We start from the raw sequence: 16,363 nt of genomic DNA, 5'->3' as shown, positions 1-16,363 counted from the left end.
CGTTTGCGGCCGGGAACCGCGGCGTGGAGCCCGCAGCGTGTCTCGCGCTGACAACGTTCGGGGTTCGATCGGGCGTCGGTTTGTATGCGCACGCGTCGCAAGCGGCGCGTGCGCATCGGCACATTCAGTGAGAATTCGGTGCGGTGTCAGTGAGCGACAGGCGCGCGCCGCCAGCGATGGAACAGGATCGAGCCGATCCAGCACGCCATGAAGACAGCGACGATGCCATAGCCGAGCAGGCCGAACTGCGTATTGACGGCGGCGACCGCATCCCATGTGCCGCCGGAGACGCCCAACTTGTCGGCAATCAGGCCGAGCGCCTCGATGCTGCCGATCGCGATCGCGACCAGCGCCGATACGAACGTGATGCTCGCGTTGTAGTAAAGCTTGCGCTTCGGATCATCCATCGCCCAGCCGTACGCGTGGACCATCAATACGTTATCGGTCGAGTCGACCAGCGTCATGCCGGCCGTGAAGAGCGCCGGGAAGACCAGGATCGAGTAAAGCGGCAGGCCTTTGCTGGCCTCGCCCGCGGCAATCGCGAGCAGGCCGATCTCGGTGGCGGTGTCGAAGCCGAGCCCGAACAGCACGCCGACCGGGTACATATGCCAGCTCTGCGTGACGACGCGAAATAGCGGCCTTAGCGCGCGCGACAGCAATCCGGCGGGCGCGGCCGCGTTTGCCGCGGCCGCGACGTTCATGCGTGTGGCGGCTTGATCGCCGCCGCGTTGCGCGTGCCGGTCGTCTCGATAGCGGCGCCACACGTCACGCAGGATCGTGAGATTCACGCCCGCGAGCACCAGCAGAAAGCCTGCGGACACCAGCGTGCCGATTGTGCCGCCCACCGCCTTGAATTCGTCGAAGCGGCCATGGAGCGATAACGCGGTCAGTGCGATGCCGATGGTCGCGGCGATCACGATCGTGGAATGGCCAAGCGAAAATGCGAGGCCGACGCCAAGCGGTTGCTTGCCCTGCTGCATCAGCTTGCGCGTGACGGCATCGATCGCTGCGATATGGTCCGCGTCGACTGCGTGTCGCAGGCCGAAGCCGTACGCGAGCAGCGCGGTGCCCAGCAGCAGCGGATAGTGACGGAATGCGATCAGCGCCCATGCCCACGCGCCGAGATTCGCGGCAATCAGCGGCCCATACAGGATGAGCAGTTTTCGTGTCGGCAGGTGAAAGCGCGTGGCGGTCGGCGTCATGTGGCGTCGTCAGGAAAGGGCGGACACGTCAGTGTTCGTGCGGATGTTTGTGGATCGGATCGACCCAATAGACCGTTTCGGGCTGTTCGATCGCATCGATATCCAGGTTCACGACCACCGCTTCGTTGTCGCTGCGCACGAGCACGCATTCGAGCGGATCGTCGGTGCTCGCGTTGATCTCCTGGTGCGGGACGTACGGCGGCACGAAGATAAAGTCGCCTGGGCCCGCTTCAGCGGTGAATTCCAGGTGCTCGCCCCAGCGCATCCGCGCATGGCCGCGCACCACATAGATCACGCTTTCGAGTGCGCCGTGATGATGCGCGCCGGTCTTCGCGTTCGGATGGATCGTCACTGTGCCGGCCCAGATTTTCTGTGCGCCGACGCGGGCCGCGTTGATCGCGGCCGCGCGGTTCATGCCCGGCGTTTGCGGCGTGTTCGTGTCGAGCTGGTCGCCGCGGATCACTTTCACGCCATGCTCACGCCAGTCGATCGGCCCATCGTGAGCACCGTGCACCGGTCGATTCAGGTCGTCGTGGTTATCGCTCATTACTTATCTCCTTGTGCCTACCTTGAGGTCACTCGTCTGGTTATTCTGGCATGGTCATAAATTGCCCGCACGGCCTAGGGCTGATCGACTCATCGGACGGTCAGCCGCGCGGGCGCGAAAAAAAAGCCCGTCCTGAATGAACGGGCTTCGGCACATCGAACAGCGGTTACCGCTTTTTTGTATTGACGATGGATTCGGACACGTTGTTCGGCGTTTCCGCGTAATGCTTGAATTCCATCGTGTACGTCGCGCGGCCTTGTGTGAGCGAGCGCAGCGACGTCGAATAGCCGAACATTTCCGCGAGCGGCACTTCGGCGCGCACCAGCTTGCCGCCGCCGCCCGCGATATCTTCCATGCCCTGCACGATGCCGCGCCGGCCGGACAGGTCACCCATCACGTTGCCCATGAAGTCTTCCGGCGTTTCCACTTCGACCGCCATCATCGGTTCCAGCAGCACCGGCTTCGCGCGACGCATGCCTTCCTTGAACGCCATCGAACCGGCCATCCGGAATGCATTTTCGTTCGAGTCGACGTCGTGGTACGAACCGAACGTCAGGTGAACCTTCACGTCGACGACCGGGTAGCCCGCCAGTACACCGGCCTTCAGCGTTTCCTGGATGCCCTTGTCGACAGCCGGGATGTACTCGCGCGGAATCACGCCGCCCTTGATCTCGTCGAGGAACTCGTAGCCCTTCGCCGGGTTCGGCTCCAGCCCGAGGACCGCGTGACCGTACTGGCCCCGGCCGCCCGACTGCTTGACGAACTTGCCTTCGACATCGTCGACTTTGGTGCGGATCGTTTCGCGATACGCGACCTGCGGCTTGCCGACCGTCGCTTCGACGCCGAACTCGCGCTTCATCCGGTCGACGATGATTTCGAGGTGCAGCTCGCCCATGCCGGAGATGATGGTCTGGCCGGATTCTTCGTCGGTGGCGACGCGGAACGACGGGTCTTCCTGCGCCAGACGATTCAGCGCCATGCCCATCTTTTCCTGATCGGCCTTGGTCTTCGGCTCGACGGCTTGGGAAATCACCGGTTCCGGGAAGATCATCCGTTCGAGGATGATCACGTGATCGGGGTCGCATAGCGTGTCGCCGGTGGTCGCGTCCTTCAGGCCGACGGCCGCGGCGATGTCGCCCGCGCGCACTTCCTTGATTTCCTTGCGCTCGTTCGCGTGCATCTGCAGGATCCGGCCGAGGCGCTCCTTCTTCTCCTTCACCGCGTTGTAGACCGTGCCACCCGATTCGATCACGCCCGAGTACACGCGGAAGAAGATCAGCTGACCGACGAACGGGTCCGTCATGATCTTGAACGCGAGCGCTGAGAACGGCTCCTCATCGCTCGGATGACGCTCCGTCTCGTTGTCGTGTTCGTCGTGGCCGAGAATGGCCGGCACATCGACCGGCGACGGCAGATAGTCGATCACGGCGTCGAGCATGGCCTGCACGCCCTTGTTCTTGAACGCGCTGCCGCACAGCATCGGCACGATCTCGTTGGCGATCGTGCGCTTTCTGAGCGCGCCTTTGATTTCGTCTTCGGTCAGGCTCTCATGGTCTTCGAGGTACTTTTCGAGCAGCACTTCGTCTGCTTCCGCAGCGGCCTCGACCATTTTTCCGCGCCATTCATGCGCGAGATCGACGAGATTCGCTGGAATGTCCTTGTACTCGAACTTGATGCCCTGGCTCTCATCGTCCCAGACGACTGCCTTCATCTTCACAAGGTCGACCACACCTTCGAAATGTTCCTCGGCGCCGACCGGAATCTGGATCGGCACCGCGATGCCCTTCAGACGCTCGCCGATCTGCCGCTGCACGCGGAAAAAGTCCGCACCGACCCGGTCCATCTTGTTGACGAACGCGATGCGCGGCACCTTGTACTTGTTCGCCTGGCGCCATACGGTTTCCGACTGCGGCTGCACGCCGCCGACCGAGTCGTACACCATGCACGCGCCGTCGAGCACGCGCATCGAGCGCTCGACTTCGATCGTGAAATCGACGTGTCCCGGGGTATCGATGATGTTGATCCGATGCTCCGGATAATTGCCGGCCATGCCCTTCCAGAACGCGGTCGTGGCGGCCGACGTGATCGTGATGCCACGCTCCTGCTCCTGCTCCATCCAGTCCATCGTCGCCGCTCCGTCGTGAACCTCGCCGATCTTGTGAGTCACGCCGGTGTAGAAGAGGATGCGCTCGGTGGTAGTCGTTTTACCGGCATCGATGTGAGCGCTGATCCCGATGTTGCGGTAGCGCTCGATGGGAGTCTTGCGGGGCACGTGAACCTCCATGAAATAGCGCGCCGCCTGGAAGCCGCCAGCCGGGTTGAACACCCATCGGGTCGGCTGCGGCGCGACTGGCAGAGACTATAAGGATAGCGTGTCGGTTTACCTTTTGCTTGAATCTTCCGCACTGCGGCAAGCGTATATGGCGCGCCGCGCATCGCGCTCGGTGCGAAGTGGCGTCGCGCAGACGCAAAAAAAGCCGGCTTGCGCGCCCGTGCGCCAGCCGGCTTTTTACGCGCTGTTTGCAGCGCGTTGGTTACTGGGGTTGCGGTAGCCCTTGAATCTTTATGCCGGGCTTGATGCCCTTCGACTCGAACCAGCCCTTGCTCATCTCGAGCGCGTATACGCCGTTATTACGCGGGCAGTGATTGTTGGTGGTTTCGGCCTGCATCTCGTCGATGTCGGTAATCGTGCCGTCCGCGCGGATGAACGCGATCGACAACGGGATCAGCGTGTTCTTCATCCAGAAGCAGTGCACCGCGTTCTCGTTGAAGACAAACAGCATGCCTTCGTTCGGTTTGAGCTCCGTGCGGTACATGAGACCTTGTTCGCGATCCGGGTCGTTCGCGGCGACGGCGGCGTCGATCACGAACATGCCGGCGGTCAGCTTCACACGCGGGAAGTCGCCGGGCTGCTTCGCACCGGGCGGGATTTGCGCAAACGCGTCGCGCGCCGGCACGGCGGCAAACGACAACGCGATAACCGACAACGCGACGGCAAGCGCGCAGCGCGCCGCAAAATTCGCCCATAACGAGCGCGGGTTGAATCGCACGACGGAACTCCTTGCTGAAGATGAACCGCGAATGTTACGCGAGCGCGTCGAAAAAGAAAAAGGCAGATGGCCTCGTGGCGATCCGCCTTTCAACGCCGTAAGAACGGCAGGTACGACTTGTTCTTGACTGCGTTATTTCTTCAAACTTATTCCGAAGCGGCCGAAGCAGCAGCCGGAGCTGCCTTCTTCTTCGAAGCATGCTTGGTGTGCTTCTTCGTTGCCTTGTGAGCCGACGAAGCAGCCGTTGCCGGAGCAGCGGCGTCAGCCGGTGCCGAAGCTTGTGCGAAAGCAGCCGATGCGAAGAGGCCAGCGACCAGAGCGGCGATCAGTTTGTTCATTTTGTAAAATCCTCAGCTTTAGTTAATTAACCAAATGACCCGTTGGTCGAGTCATGTCGTTCAACGTGCCATCCACCTTTCGGTTGACAGCCGCTTCATCGAAATCTTCCGCAGATATTTTCACGAGACGGCTGTGAGCTTGCAGAGCCCGCGCGTTGCCGGCAGCGGTTGGCTGGACGGCGTGCGAGGCGCTCGTGAGGCTGAATGCCGGATAGCTCGGGCGGCATCTGCGTCGTGTAACGCGTCGTGTTGCGCTGCGGTTGACGGCAGTCCCGGTGAATTTGTGTCAAGTGCGCGCGCTTCGATCGGGCAAGTCTTGCGCGAGCGCGGCGGCGCAGCGCTGAAAAGTTTGCTGGTACAACGACTTAGCTGACCGACAAGCGCGCGTTGCGTGCGCGTCGCGCGAAGGCGATGTGGATCACGCAACACCGTCCCACGGCGCGCGCGTGGGCAGCTCGACGGTGTCGCCGGGCGCGAGGCCGAGCGCAAAGATATCGAGTGCGCCGATGCCGACGCGCACCAGACGCAACGTCGGGAAGCCGACCGCGGCGGTCATCCGGCGCACCTGCCGGTTTTTGCCTTCGGTGATCGACAGTTCGATCCAGCTGGTCGGTTTCGCCGCGCGATAGCGGATCGGCGGATTGCGCGGCCATAGCGCAGCGGGCGGCTCGACAAATTCGACGCGACACGGGCGCGTCAAATAGTCGCCCAGGTCCACGCCGCGCGCGAGCGTCTTCAGGTCGGCGGCGCGCGGCTCGCCTTCCACTTGCGCCCAGTAGCGTTTGACAAGTTTGTGACGCGGCTCGGCAATACGCGCTTGCAGCGCGCCATCGTCGGTGAGCAGCAGCAGGCCTTCGCTGTCCGAGTCCAGCCGGCCCGCCGGATAGACGCCCGGCACGCGCACCCAGTCCGCGAGCGACGGGCGCGTCTCGTGTGGCGAGAACTGGCAGATCGTGCCGTAGGGTTTGTTCAGGGCGAGCAGGGGCATGCTGGAAATATTTGCGGGAGCCGTCTCGGCGTGAATAATCGGCTTGAAAAACACGTCACGGGCGCGTCACACTGCGTTGCAGGCTGTAATCTGCAAGGTGCACCCGTGGCAAGTGGCGGGATATTAATGCATAATACGGACCGACCAGTCTTTTGTCTTATATAAGACCTAAGACATCGCGCATGACCCTATTCGCGCGACGCTCCGTGTCGGTGCCGTGCCGCCGCCGTGCAAGCACTGCCGGGCCGGTCCATCAGAGCGTTCGCGCGCCACGGTGGGCTAGAATAGCGGCCTGGCCGCTCACCGGCGTCAGGTATGCGCGTAACAGGAGCGCCCCAGTTTCGCAGGTCCCCAATCTGCTTTCACCAGCACAGCCATCACTGGAGTCCGATCATGGCGTATCAGCACATCAAGGTTCCGACGGGCGGTGACAAGATCACCGTCAACGCGGATTTCTCGCTCAACGTTTCCGACCAGCCGATCATTCCGTACATCGAAGGCGATGGCACCGGTTTCGATATCACCCCGGTGATGATCAAGGTCGTGGATGCGGCGGTTGAGAAGGCGTACGGCGGCAAGAAGAAGATCCACTGGATGGAAGTGTTCGCCGGCGAAAAGGCGACCAAGGTCTATGGTCCGGATGTGTGGCTGCCGGAAGAAACGCTTGCTGTGGTCAAGGAATACGTGGTGTCGATCAAGGGCCCGCTGACCACGCCGGTCGGCGGTGGTATCCGTTCGTTGAACGTTGCGCTGCGTCAGGAACTCGATCTGTACGTCTGCCTGCGCCCGGTGCAGTACTTCAAGGGTGTGCCGTCGCCGGTGCGTGAGCCGGAAAAGACCAACATGGTGATCTTCCGCGAGAACTCGGAAGACATCTACGCGGGCATCGAATGGGCCGCGGAATCGGAGCAGGCGAAGAAGGTCATCAAGTTCCTGCGCGAAGAAATGGGCGTGAAGAAAATCCGCTTCCCGGAAACGTCGGCAATCGGCGTGAAGCCGGTGTCGAAGGAAGGCACTGAGCGTCTCGTGCGCAAGGCGCTCCAGTACGCGATCGACAACGACCGCCGCTCGGTCACGCTGGTGCACAAGGGCAACATCATGAAGTTCACCGAAGGCGCGTTCCGTGACTACGGCTATGCGCTCGCGCAGAAGGAATTCGGCGCGGAACTGGTGGACGGCGGCCCGTGGATGAAGTTCAAGAACCCGAAGACGGGCAACGAGATCGTCGTGAAGGACGTGATCGCCGACGCGTTCCTGCAGCAGATCCTGCTGCGTCCGGCCGAATACGACGTGATCGCGACGCTGAACCTGAACGGCGATTACGTTTCAGACGCGCTGGCTGCGCAAGTGGGCGGCATTGGTATCGCACCGGGCGCGAACATGTCGGATTCGGTGGCAATGTTCGAAGCGACGCACGGCACCGCGCCGAAGTATGCGGGCAAGGACTACGTGAATCCGGGTTCGGAAATCCTGTCGGCGGAAATGATGCTGCGCCATCTCGGCTGGACCGAAGCGGCTGACGTCATCATCTCGTCGATGGAAAAGTCGATCCTGCAGAAGCGTGTGACGTATGACTTCGCCCGTTTGATGGAAGGTGCGACGCAGGTGTCGTGCTCGGGCTTCGGTCAGGTGATGATCGAGAATATGTAAGTCGGGCCGTGCCGTTCTGAAGAACCCCGGTGCACTGCGCGTGCGTCGGGGTTTTTGCTTTTTTGCGCCAGCGTCAAACCTGCTCCGATGAGACCGGTCGGGTCGGCAACGTGGCGCTGTGACCTGCGCTATGCTCTCGCGAACGGTTATCCGGCCAATGAGGAATGATGTCGTTGCTGCGGCTTTTTATCGTGCTGTCACTGGCGTTGCTGGCAATGCAGGGCGCTCGCGCGCATACGCACGACGTCGATGCGGTGCGGGCGGTGGCGCTCTGTGCTTCAGCGCAGCAGCCCGTTTCCGCCCGCGACGGGCAAGCCGCGTCCTGTCGTCACCGCTGCCCATGTTGTGCGACCGATTGCGGCGTGCACTGCGGCGCGCTGATCGAGACCTATCGTTTCTGCCCGCAGCGGCGGGCAGACGGCGTTGCGCGCCCCAGCGCCGCGCCCCGCTATGCGGGCATCATGCGCGCGCCGCCGGTTCGCCCGCCCATTTCGCTCGTCTGAACATCGGACGCTTCGCATGCAGCTGCGCTGCGGCTTCGCGTTAAACGAACGCTGCGCGTGCGGCGCTGTCGTCTCCCGGTCACATCGACGCGTCGTTCGCTGTCACATAACATTCGCGCAAGCGAGTCGCTTAGCGACTCGCGACGCAATAAACAGGGAAACAACCGATGATTCGCAGGCAATTTCTGGCGCGCGCGCTCAGCGTCGCCGTCGCGTCGCTGAGCGCGCGCGCCGCGATTGGGCAGCACGCCGGCCACGATATGCACGACATGAGCGGTATGTCGGGTATGTCCGGTATGTCCGGTATGGAAGGCATGGACGACATGGCCGGCATGCAAAATGGGGCGCCGCACGCCACTCAACCGACCGGCGTCACGCTTGCATCGCCGAACGCGCTGCTGGCTGGCGCGCCACTCGCGGCATTGCGCAAGCTCGCCAACGAAAGCAGTGATCCCGGCACATTTCGCGCGACGCTCGTCGCGCAGCCGGTCCGCCGGTCATTGATGCCGGGCAGGCAGACGTCGTTCTGGCTGTATGGCGATGCGGCGCAGGGCCCGATCGTCGGGCCGCTGATTGAGCTGCGTGAAGAAGATACCGTCGAGATCCGTTTCGTGAACCGCTTGCCGGAGCCGTCGACCGTCCACTGGCACGGACTGCCGGTGCCGCCCGACCAGGACGGCAACCCGACGGATCCGGTCGCGCCGGGCGAATCGCGCGTCTATCGTTTCACGCTGCCGCGCGGCAGCGCGGGGACCTACTGGTATCACCCGCATCCGCACATGCTGTCGTCGGGGCAGGTGTACCGCGGACTCGCGGGTCCGATCATCGTGCGCGCGGCCGATGATCCGCTCGTCGCGTGGCCGGAGCGTCATCTATTCTTCACAGACCTGAAACTTGCCGCCGATGGATCGATCGCGCCGAACGACATGATGGACTGGATGAACGGCCGCGAAGGCCAGTTCGTGCTGGTCAACGGTGCGCGCCGGCCGCGCATCGTCGTGACGCGAGACGAACGCTGGCGGGTCTGGAACGCGTGCAATGCCCGCTATTTGAGACTATCGCTCGGCGTCAATTACCCGTTCGCGCAGGTCGGCACCGACGGCGGTCTGCTGGGTGACGCGCGCGATGGTCTGACTGAACTGCTGCTTGCGCCGGGCGAGCGTGCCGAGCTGCTCGTGCGCGCCGGCCAGTGGCCGTCGCAGGCGACGCTCAGCGCGGCGGTCTACGACCGGCGCAAGATGGCGATGACGCACGGCAACAGCCTCCCGCCCGACCCGTCGCGGGTGCTCGCCGACGTGCGCTTCGCACCGGCCGGCGCTGGCGCTGGCGCCGCGCCGACGCCGCATGCGCTCCCGTCGCCGCTCCGCCCGATCGAAGCGCTGCAGCCGCCGGCAGGCACGGTGGCGCCGCAAAAGGCCGTCGTCTTTTCCGAAGAGATGGATATGGCAGCGATGCATCGACCCGGCGCGACGATGCACGAGATGCCGGCAGGGATGAGGTTCATGATCAACGGCGCGACGTTCGATGCAGCGCGCATCGCGCTGACCAGCCGCCGCGGCGAAGTCGAGCACTGGTCGATTGAGAACCGCACCGACATGGATCACCCGTTTCATTTGCATGGCACGCAGTTTCAGATCATTGAGCGCGAGTGGAATGGCACGAAAAGGAAGGAGCCGTATCTCGCGTGGCGCGATACGGTTAATGTTCAGCCTGGTGAGACGGTGCGTATCGCGACAGTGCAGTCAATGCCTGGCGAGCGGATGTTTCATTGCCATATTCTCGAGCATGAAGATCTCGGGATGATGGCGACGCTGAAAGTGGTTTGACGGTGCAGGCGCTATTGGTGAAAGGCGCGCGGCGTTGAAATCATCCGGACATAAAAATCCCGGCGTATGCCGGGTTTCAAAAGCGGGGTTTCGAATGCCGTCGGGCTTTAAAAATGAGGAACCCGGCATGAAGCCGGGTTCTTAAAGGGTACGGGAATCGAACGGATTCAGGCAGCAGCCTGGATGTTCGATGCCTGTTTGCCTTTGGGGCCTTGCACGACCTCGAAGCTCACCTTTTGGCCTTCCTTCAGGGTCTTGAACCCGCTCATCTGGATAGCCGAAAAGTGTGCAAACAGATCCTCACCGCCTTCGTCGGGCGTAATGAATCCGAAACCTTTCGCGTCATTGAACCATTTGACCGTACCAGTTGCCATACCTACTTCCCCTGTAACTCAATCACACGAGCCCTCGAAAAGCCCAACGACCGCGGAATGCAGTCGCCCCTCCTCACAAGCTCACCAACGGCAATTTTTCGTATAGACCGCACGTTGAAAAAAGTGCCAGCTTGATTGTTGAGGCTCTTTATTCGAGTGTCAAGAAAATTTTGAGACGCAATGTGCGCCGTTGTAAAGAACCAATTTCCAGGGTTTTTCCTTCTTTTCTTATGTGCGGTGACCCAAGCGGTACATCTTGAAAAGTCGCATAATCGACGCACATCCGTTCCCTGGCGCAGCTTGCTGCCAGCTGTGCGCCGTGCGGTTCGGCGACGTGCAGGCGTGGTTCAGGTCCGTTGGCGCAGGTTGTGCGATACTCGTTTCGACGGCGGCCCTGAGCCGCAAACTGGAACGAAAGAGCAATACCGGAGGGCTGGTTCCGCGATCGGCCCCGCGCATAGCGCAAGCGCGACGGGCCAACGCCCGCTGGCCTTGGCCGACATGAACATCGGCTGTGGCCGGCTGGTCGGCCGGTTGGGTTTTGACAGGATTGCGGGCCTGTCCGAGTTGTTTAGAATGGGTGTATGGCGATTATCCCGGACAAGCAGGACAACACGGTACTGGAGCGGCAGGAACAAAAGCTGAAACCGCCAGCCATGTACAAAGTGGTGCTGTTGAATGACGACTTCACGCCGATGGAATTCGTCGTGATGATCGTGCAGGAATATTTCAATAAAGATCGTGAGACCGCTACGCAGATAATGCTGAAGGTGCATCGCGAAGGCAGGGGAGTTTGTGGGGTCTACACGCGGGACATCGCGTCGACCAAAGTCGAGCAAGTCGTTACCCACGCACGGCAGGCCGGGCATCCGCTGCAGTGTGTGATGGAGGAAGCATGATTGCCCAGGAACTGGAAGTCAGCCTGCATATGGCGTTCATGGAAGCACGCCAGGCACGGCATGAGTTCATAACGGTCGAACATCTTTTGCTGGCGCTGTTGGACAATCCGACAGCGGCGGAAGTGCTGCGCGCATGCGCGGCCAACATCGAAGACCTGCGTCAGAACCTGCGCAACTTCATTCACGACAACACACCGACCGTGCCGGGCACGGACGATGTCGACACGCAGCCCACGCTCGGTTTCCAGCGTGTGATCCAACGCGCGATCATGCATGTGCAGTCTACCTCGAACGGCAAGAAGGAGGTCACCGGCGCGAATGTGCTGGTTGCTATCTTCGGCGAGAAGGATTCGCACGCGGTCTACTACCTGCAACAGCAGGGCGTGACGCGTCTGGACGTGGTGAATTTCATCTCGCACGGCATCGCGAAGACAAACAGCGCGGATGCGGCGAAGGCGAGCGATTCGAACACGGAATCCGACGAAGCGGCTGCGCAGAAGGAAACGCCGCTCGCGCAGTTCACGCAGAATCTGAACCAGATGGCCAAGGACGGCCGCATCGACCCGCTAATCGGACGCGAAGCGGAAGTCGAGCGGGTCGTGCAGGTGCTGTGCCGTCGGCGCAAGAACAACCCGCTGCTGGTCGGCGAGGCCGGCGTCGGCAAGACGGCCATCGCCGAAGGGCTGGCGTGGCGCATCATGCGCGGCGAAGTGCCGGATATTCTGGCCGACGCCCAAGTGTATTCGCTCGACATGGGCGCGCTGCTCGCCGGCACCAAGTATCGCGGCGATTTCGAGCAGCGGCTCAAGACGGTGCTGAAGGAACTGAAAGAGCGTCCGCATGCAATTCTGTTCATCGACGAAATTCATACGCTGATCGGTGCGGGCGCTGCTTCGGGCGGTACGCTCGACGCATCGAATCTGCTGAAGCCGGCGTTGTCGTCGGGCACGCTCAAGTGCATCGGCGCGACGACGTTCACCGAATTCCGCGGCATCTTCGAGAAGGACGCGGCGCTGTCACGCCGCTTCCAGAAGATCGACGTGACGGAACCGACGGTCGAGCAGACGGTGGCTATCCTGCGCGGTCTGAAGTCGCGCTTCGAAGAGCACCACGGCGTGAAGTACTCATCGGGTGCGCTGTCGGCGGCGGCGGAACTGTCCGCGCGCTTCATTACCGACCGCCATCTGCCCGACAAGGCGATCGATGTGATCGACGAAGCGGGTGCGGCGCAACGTATCCTGCCGAAGTCGAAGCAGAAGCGGACGATCGGCAAGGGCGAGATCGAGGAGATCATCTCGAAGATCGCGCGCGTGCCGGCGCAAAGCGTCTCGCAGGACGATCGCAGCAAGCTGCAGACGCTCGATCGCGACCTGAAGGCGGTCGTGTTCGGGCAGGACCCTGCGATCGACGCGTTGTCCGCATCGATCAAGATGGCGCGCGCGGGTCTGGGCAAGACCGACAAGCCGATCGGCGCGTTCCTGTTCTCGGGACCGACGGGAGTCGGCAAGACCGAAGTGGCGCGGCAGCTCGCGTTCACGCTCGGTATTGAGCTGATCCGCTTCGATATGTCCGAGTACATGGAGCGTCACGCGGTGAGCCGTCTGATCGGTGCGCCGCCGGGCTATGTCGGATTCGACCAGGGCGGTCTGTTAACCGAAGCGGTGACGAAGAAGCCGCATTGTGTGTTGCTGCTCGACGAAATCGAGAAGGCGCATCCGGACATCTTCAACGTGCTGCTGCAGGTGATGGATCACGGCACGCTGACCGACAACAACGGTCGCAAGGCGGATTTCCGCAACGTGATCATCATCATGACGACGAACGCAGGTGCCGAGGCGATGCAGAAGTCGACGATCGGCTTCACGGCGCGCCGCGAAACCGGCGACGAAATGGCCGATATCAAGCGGATGTTTACGCCGGAGTTCCGTAATCGTCTGGATGCGACCATCAGCTTCCGTTCGCTTGATGAGGAAATCATCATGCGCGTGGTCGACAAGTTCCTGATGCAGCTTGAGGACCAACTGCACGAGAAGAAGGTCGATGCGCTCTTCACTGACGGATTGCGCAAGCATCTTGCGAAGCATGGCTTCGATCCGCTGATGGGCGCGCGTCCGATGCAACGCCTGATTCAGGACACGATCCGACGCGCATTGGCTGACGAACTGCTGTTCGGCAAGCTGATGAACGGCGGCCGGGTGACGGTCGACGTTGATCAGGACGATAAGGTGCAATTGACCTTCGACGAGCAGTCGTTGCCGCCGCGTAATCCGAATCCGGAAGCGGTCGAGGTGGATTAAAGCCGGTAACTGACCGGAAGCGCTAAAAGGACGGCGCGGGCATGATGCCCGCGCCGTTTGTTTTTTGAATGCGTGCCTGGCGGTATCGTCTGATTACCGCGGTTTGCGTTGCTGGTTGTCGCCGAAGCGGATTGGATTGTCCATGTACGCATTCAGCTTGTTGCGCGTCCATGGCTCTGGATTACCGACGGTCGAGATAATCCCTGTCGTCGCACCGCCGCCGAGTAGTACTGCAAAGATGCCGCGTAACGGAAAGTCCGTATAGGCGGGATTCGTCATGTCGAACGGCTCGGAACGAATGTACATATCTTCGGCTGTCGCGCCCATGTCAGGGAACGCAGGGGAGAACTGCAGCGCGAGAATTGTCGGGTTCACGTTGAGATAGTCGTAGCCGATCGCGGCGTCGCCCATGAGATAGCTACCGCCCGTCCCCCAGTGCTGGTTATCGAAATCCGCATTGACCTGATCGGTCGTGTTCGGCGTCCGGCTCGCTGGAATCTGCCACGGCATCACCGGGAGTTTAAGCGCGCGGCTCAGACCTTCGCAGAAATCGAAGTAACGGCCCCATTCGCGTGGACCGTAGCAATAGCCGTTCACGTATGCGCGTTGTGTGTAGTCGTCGGCTTCGTAGCGGTCGATTGCGAGAAAGTGAGGCTTGTTGTTGCCGCTGTAGGCTGCGACGCTATTGATGTAGTCCGCAGTCTGCTGTGCCATGGCGACAGGGTCGACGTCCTGATAGACCCATTCGGACATGCCGACGCCCCACAGATTGACTTGCCAGCCAAACACGATCTTCGGCGCCACCGTATAGACCAGCCAATTGACGGCGGCGACATACCCTTTGATGTCTTCCGTAATGGTCGATGGAATCGTCGCGCTAACGGACCAATGATCGAGCGCGGTTTGCAGTGGCGCGCGCACGGGCATCGCATAGTCTGGGGCGTAATCGCCCTGCTGGCACGAGCCAAGAAAATCCGGGTTGACGATGAAGCCTGCGGGCACCGGGTGTGTCGTGTCGATTCTGTCATTGGCCTTGTTCAGCGAAAGAATCAGATTCGCGAAACTGCATGCATGCTGATCCGCGTTCGCGAGCATGGTCGGTGTATCGCCTAGCGAAAGGTTGCAGGTGTATGAAATCATCACGGGCAGGACAGGCTGTCCGTTCAATCCGGCTTCGACACCGCGAGCGAGGTCAATGGTACTGGTGGTCGCCGGGTCATCCGTGAGATACGTATTGGCGTCGCCGGCGCCGTCGTTGCCGGCATACTTGAAGACGGACGATGCCCGCGCGCTGACGAAGTCGTCCTGATTGGTGGGCGTGAGATCCGCACACCCGCCGAATGACAGATACGAAGGAAAGCCCGGAACATTGAGGTTGGCCGATTTTTCGATCGACACATTGAGCGTAGCCGCTTTGTGGCGAGGCAGTCCGCTTCCTACGGTGAATTCGGCCGGTACATCAACTGCATACACGATGCCGCCCGATAGAAAGGCCGGCGCGGACACGGCATAGGTGCCCGGTTTCACAGGCGCACTGAATGCCGTGTTCTGGGTCTCGACGGCGATCGACTGCGTATAGTTCATAGCGCTGCCGGTCAAACGCAACGTGACTTGCTGAGGAAGGGTCGTGTCTGCCGTCACGCTGATCGGCACTGAGACGAACCCGGTGGTGTCGACCGGGTTTTTCGTGACCGCGGAATCATTGATCTGAACCGTTTGCAGCTTGTTTGCCAGGATGACGTCCGGAACACTAAAGCGATAGTTGACGTTATTGACAGAGATATTGTCGACCGTGATTTGCGCGATACCCGACGCGGGAAGCGAACGCAAATGCGTGGTCGTGTTGATGCCGCTGGTAAAGGCCGCGAGCGTATTCTCGTTGGACTTGTCGATCACGGTAATGCTGAGCGTCTCGTTTTCTAGGCCGCTCAATGCACCGACCGCAATGTCGAGCGCGCCTGCACGCTGTACCGCACCGAATGACACATTCACTGAAACGGTCGAGTCGGCGGTAACGGTCAGCTGATTGGGCGAAATCACCAACGGCGCGGAAACCGTCCCATCGCTGGTGGCAACGTCATCGCCTTGAATCGTGTAGTCGCCAGCCGCAAGCGTGACGTTTGTCGTCTTGCCGTATGCAAGCGTGACGGTGGTGATCTGGCTGCCGCGAATGAATTTCACCGTGGGCGCGACACCGGCGAGCGCGGAATCCGGCGCGGCGGCACACGTAACAGCGGCGGTGCCATTGATGTCCGGCGATTGATCCGCTGCGATAACAAAGGAGTTCAGATACGTATCGGCGCCTTGCGTGAGATCGCCGTTGACGCCGATCGTAATCTGGTCGCCTGACACCATCGTATGCGCAGCGGCCACGCTGATTTTGGCTGTCACGGAAAACAGATTGCTATCGAGTTGTACCGAGTTCGCTTCGACGGTCGTCTCGATCCATGAAACGAAAAGAACCGTGATGTCTGCACTCGTCACTGCCGCAGGCGCGTTGAAAGTCATCGACAAATACTGTTCGACTTGTACCGGGCTGCCATCGTCGTAGCGAAGATTGGAAACAACCATCTGGCCGTACCACTCGCCAGCGCCTGACGCTACGACTGCATCGTATTTGATATTCATACTGCCTCCTGAAGCGACGGATCTCGATTGCGCTTGGCCTTTTCGTCAAGTCGAAAGCAAT

At 61.2% G+C, this 16,363-nt stretch carries 13 protein-coding genes; 5 read left to right on the top strand and 8 right to left on the bottom strand.

The genetic code is table 11. The features are described from left to right. Positions 1 to 146 precede the first annotated feature (146 nt). The 6 genes from HV796_RS01255 to HV796_RS01230 all read right to left on the bottom strand — a co-directional run bounded on the left by HV796_RS01255 (position 147) and on the right by HV796_RS01230 (position 6,125). Positions 147 to 1,202, bottom strand: a complete 1,056-nt coding sequence (locus HV796_RS01255; protein WP_175224350.1) for a HoxN/HupN/NixA family nickel/cobalt transporter — start codon at positions 1,200 to 1,202, stop codon at positions 147 to 149. Positions 1,203 to 1,230: 28 nt separating this feature from the next. Continuing rightward, positions 1,231 to 1,749, bottom strand: coding sequence for a cupin domain-containing protein (locus HV796_RS01250; RefSeq protein ID WP_175224348.1), 519 nt, complete (start codon positions 1,747 to 1,749; stop codon positions 1,231 to 1,233). A 166-nt stretch (positions 1,750 to 1,915) separates the two neighbouring features. Beyond that, positions 1,916 to 4,021 (bottom strand): elongation factor G, encoded by a 2,106-nt coding sequence (gene fusA / locus HV796_RS01245; protein ID WP_175224346.1) that lies wholly within the window; start codon positions 4,019 to 4,021, stop codon positions 1,916 to 1,918. Positions 4,022 to 4,283: 262 nt separating this feature from the next. Further along, positions 4,284 to 4,799: a DUF192 domain-containing protein gene (locus tag HV796_RS01240; protein ID WP_175224344.1), complete on the bottom strand. Its 516-nt coding sequence runs from the start codon at positions 4,797 to 4,799 to the stop codon at positions 4,284 to 4,286. 146 nt (positions 4,800 to 4,945) lie between these two features. Beyond that, complete coding sequence (locus HV796_RS01235; RefSeq protein WP_175224342.1) at positions 4,946 to 5,137, bottom strand: hypothetical protein; 192 nt, start codon at positions 5,135 to 5,137, stop codon at positions 4,946 to 4,948. Positions 5,138 to 5,555: 418 nt separating this feature from the next. Continuing rightward, positions 5,556 to 6,125, bottom strand: coding sequence for a pseudouridine synthase (locus HV796_RS01230; RefSeq protein ID WP_175224340.1), 570 nt, complete (start codon positions 6,123 to 6,125; stop codon positions 5,556 to 5,558). Positions 6,126 to 6,518: 393 nt separating this feature from the next. Between HV796_RS01230 and icd the strand changes: the two genes are divergently transcribed. The 3 genes from icd (at position 6,519) to HV796_RS01215 (ending at position 10,104) form a co-directional block, all read left to right on the top strand. After that, positions 6,519 to 7,775: an NADP-dependent isocitrate dehydrogenase gene (gene icd, locus HV796_RS01225; RefSeq protein WP_175224338.1), complete on the top strand. Its 1,257-nt coding sequence runs from the start codon at positions 6,519 to 6,521 to the stop codon at positions 7,773 to 7,775. Positions 7,776 to 7,939: 164 nt separating this feature from the next. Further along, a complete protein-coding gene (locus HV796_RS01220; RefSeq protein WP_175224336.1) occupies positions 7,940 to 8,278 on the top strand; it encodes a hypothetical protein in 339 nt (112 codons plus the stop codon). 167 nt (positions 8,279 to 8,445) lie between these two features. After that, entirely contained in the window at positions 8,446 to 10,104 is a 1,659-nt protein-coding gene (locus HV796_RS01215; protein WP_175224334.1) for a multicopper oxidase family protein, read from the top strand. Positions 10,105 to 10,271: 167 nt separating this feature from the next. On the opposite strand, the gene cspD is transcribed toward HV796_RS01215, so the two are convergent. Continuing rightward, positions 10,272 to 10,478, bottom strand: a complete 207-nt coding sequence (gene cspD, locus HV796_RS01210) for a cold shock domain-containing protein CspD (protein WP_175224332.1) — start codon at positions 10,476 to 10,478, stop codon at positions 10,272 to 10,274. Positions 10,479 to 11,062: 584 nt separating this feature from the next. Here cspD and clpS point away from each other — a divergent pair. Together clpS and clpA are read left to right on the top strand one after the other, a co-directional pair. Then, positions 11,063 to 11,377, top strand: coding sequence for an ATP-dependent Clp protease adapter ClpS (gene clpS, locus HV796_RS01205; protein ID WP_075155947.1), 315 nt, complete (start codon positions 11,063 to 11,065; stop codon positions 11,375 to 11,377). Then, positions 11,374 to 13,674: an ATP-dependent Clp protease ATP-binding subunit ClpA gene (gene clpA / locus HV796_RS01200; protein ID WP_175224330.1), complete on the top strand. Its 2,301-nt coding sequence runs from the start codon at positions 11,374 to 11,376 to the stop codon at positions 13,672 to 13,674. The genes clpS and clpA overlap by 4 nt, the downstream gene beginning before the upstream one ends. A gap of 93 nt (positions 13,675 to 13,767) precedes the next feature. Here the strand turns inward: clpA and HV796_RS01195 are convergent, their stop codons facing one another. After that, the gene (locus HV796_RS01195; RefSeq protein ID WP_175224329.1) at positions 13,768 to 16,302 is read right to left on the bottom strand and encodes a hypothetical protein; all 2,535 of its coding nucleotides are present in this window, start codon (positions 16,300 to 16,302) and stop codon (positions 13,768 to 13,770) included. Between the last annotated feature and the right edge of the window lie 61 nt (positions 16,303 to 16,363).

The sequence above is a fragment of the Paraburkholderia humisilvae genome (assembly GCF_902859855.1).
GTDB classification, from domain to species: Bacteria; Pseudomonadota; Gammaproteobacteria; order Burkholderiales; family Burkholderiaceae; genus Paraburkholderia; species Paraburkholderia humisilvae.
The sequence above is the reverse complement of the archived record's forward strand: the minus strand, read 5'-3'. Positions and strand labels throughout refer to the sequence as shown.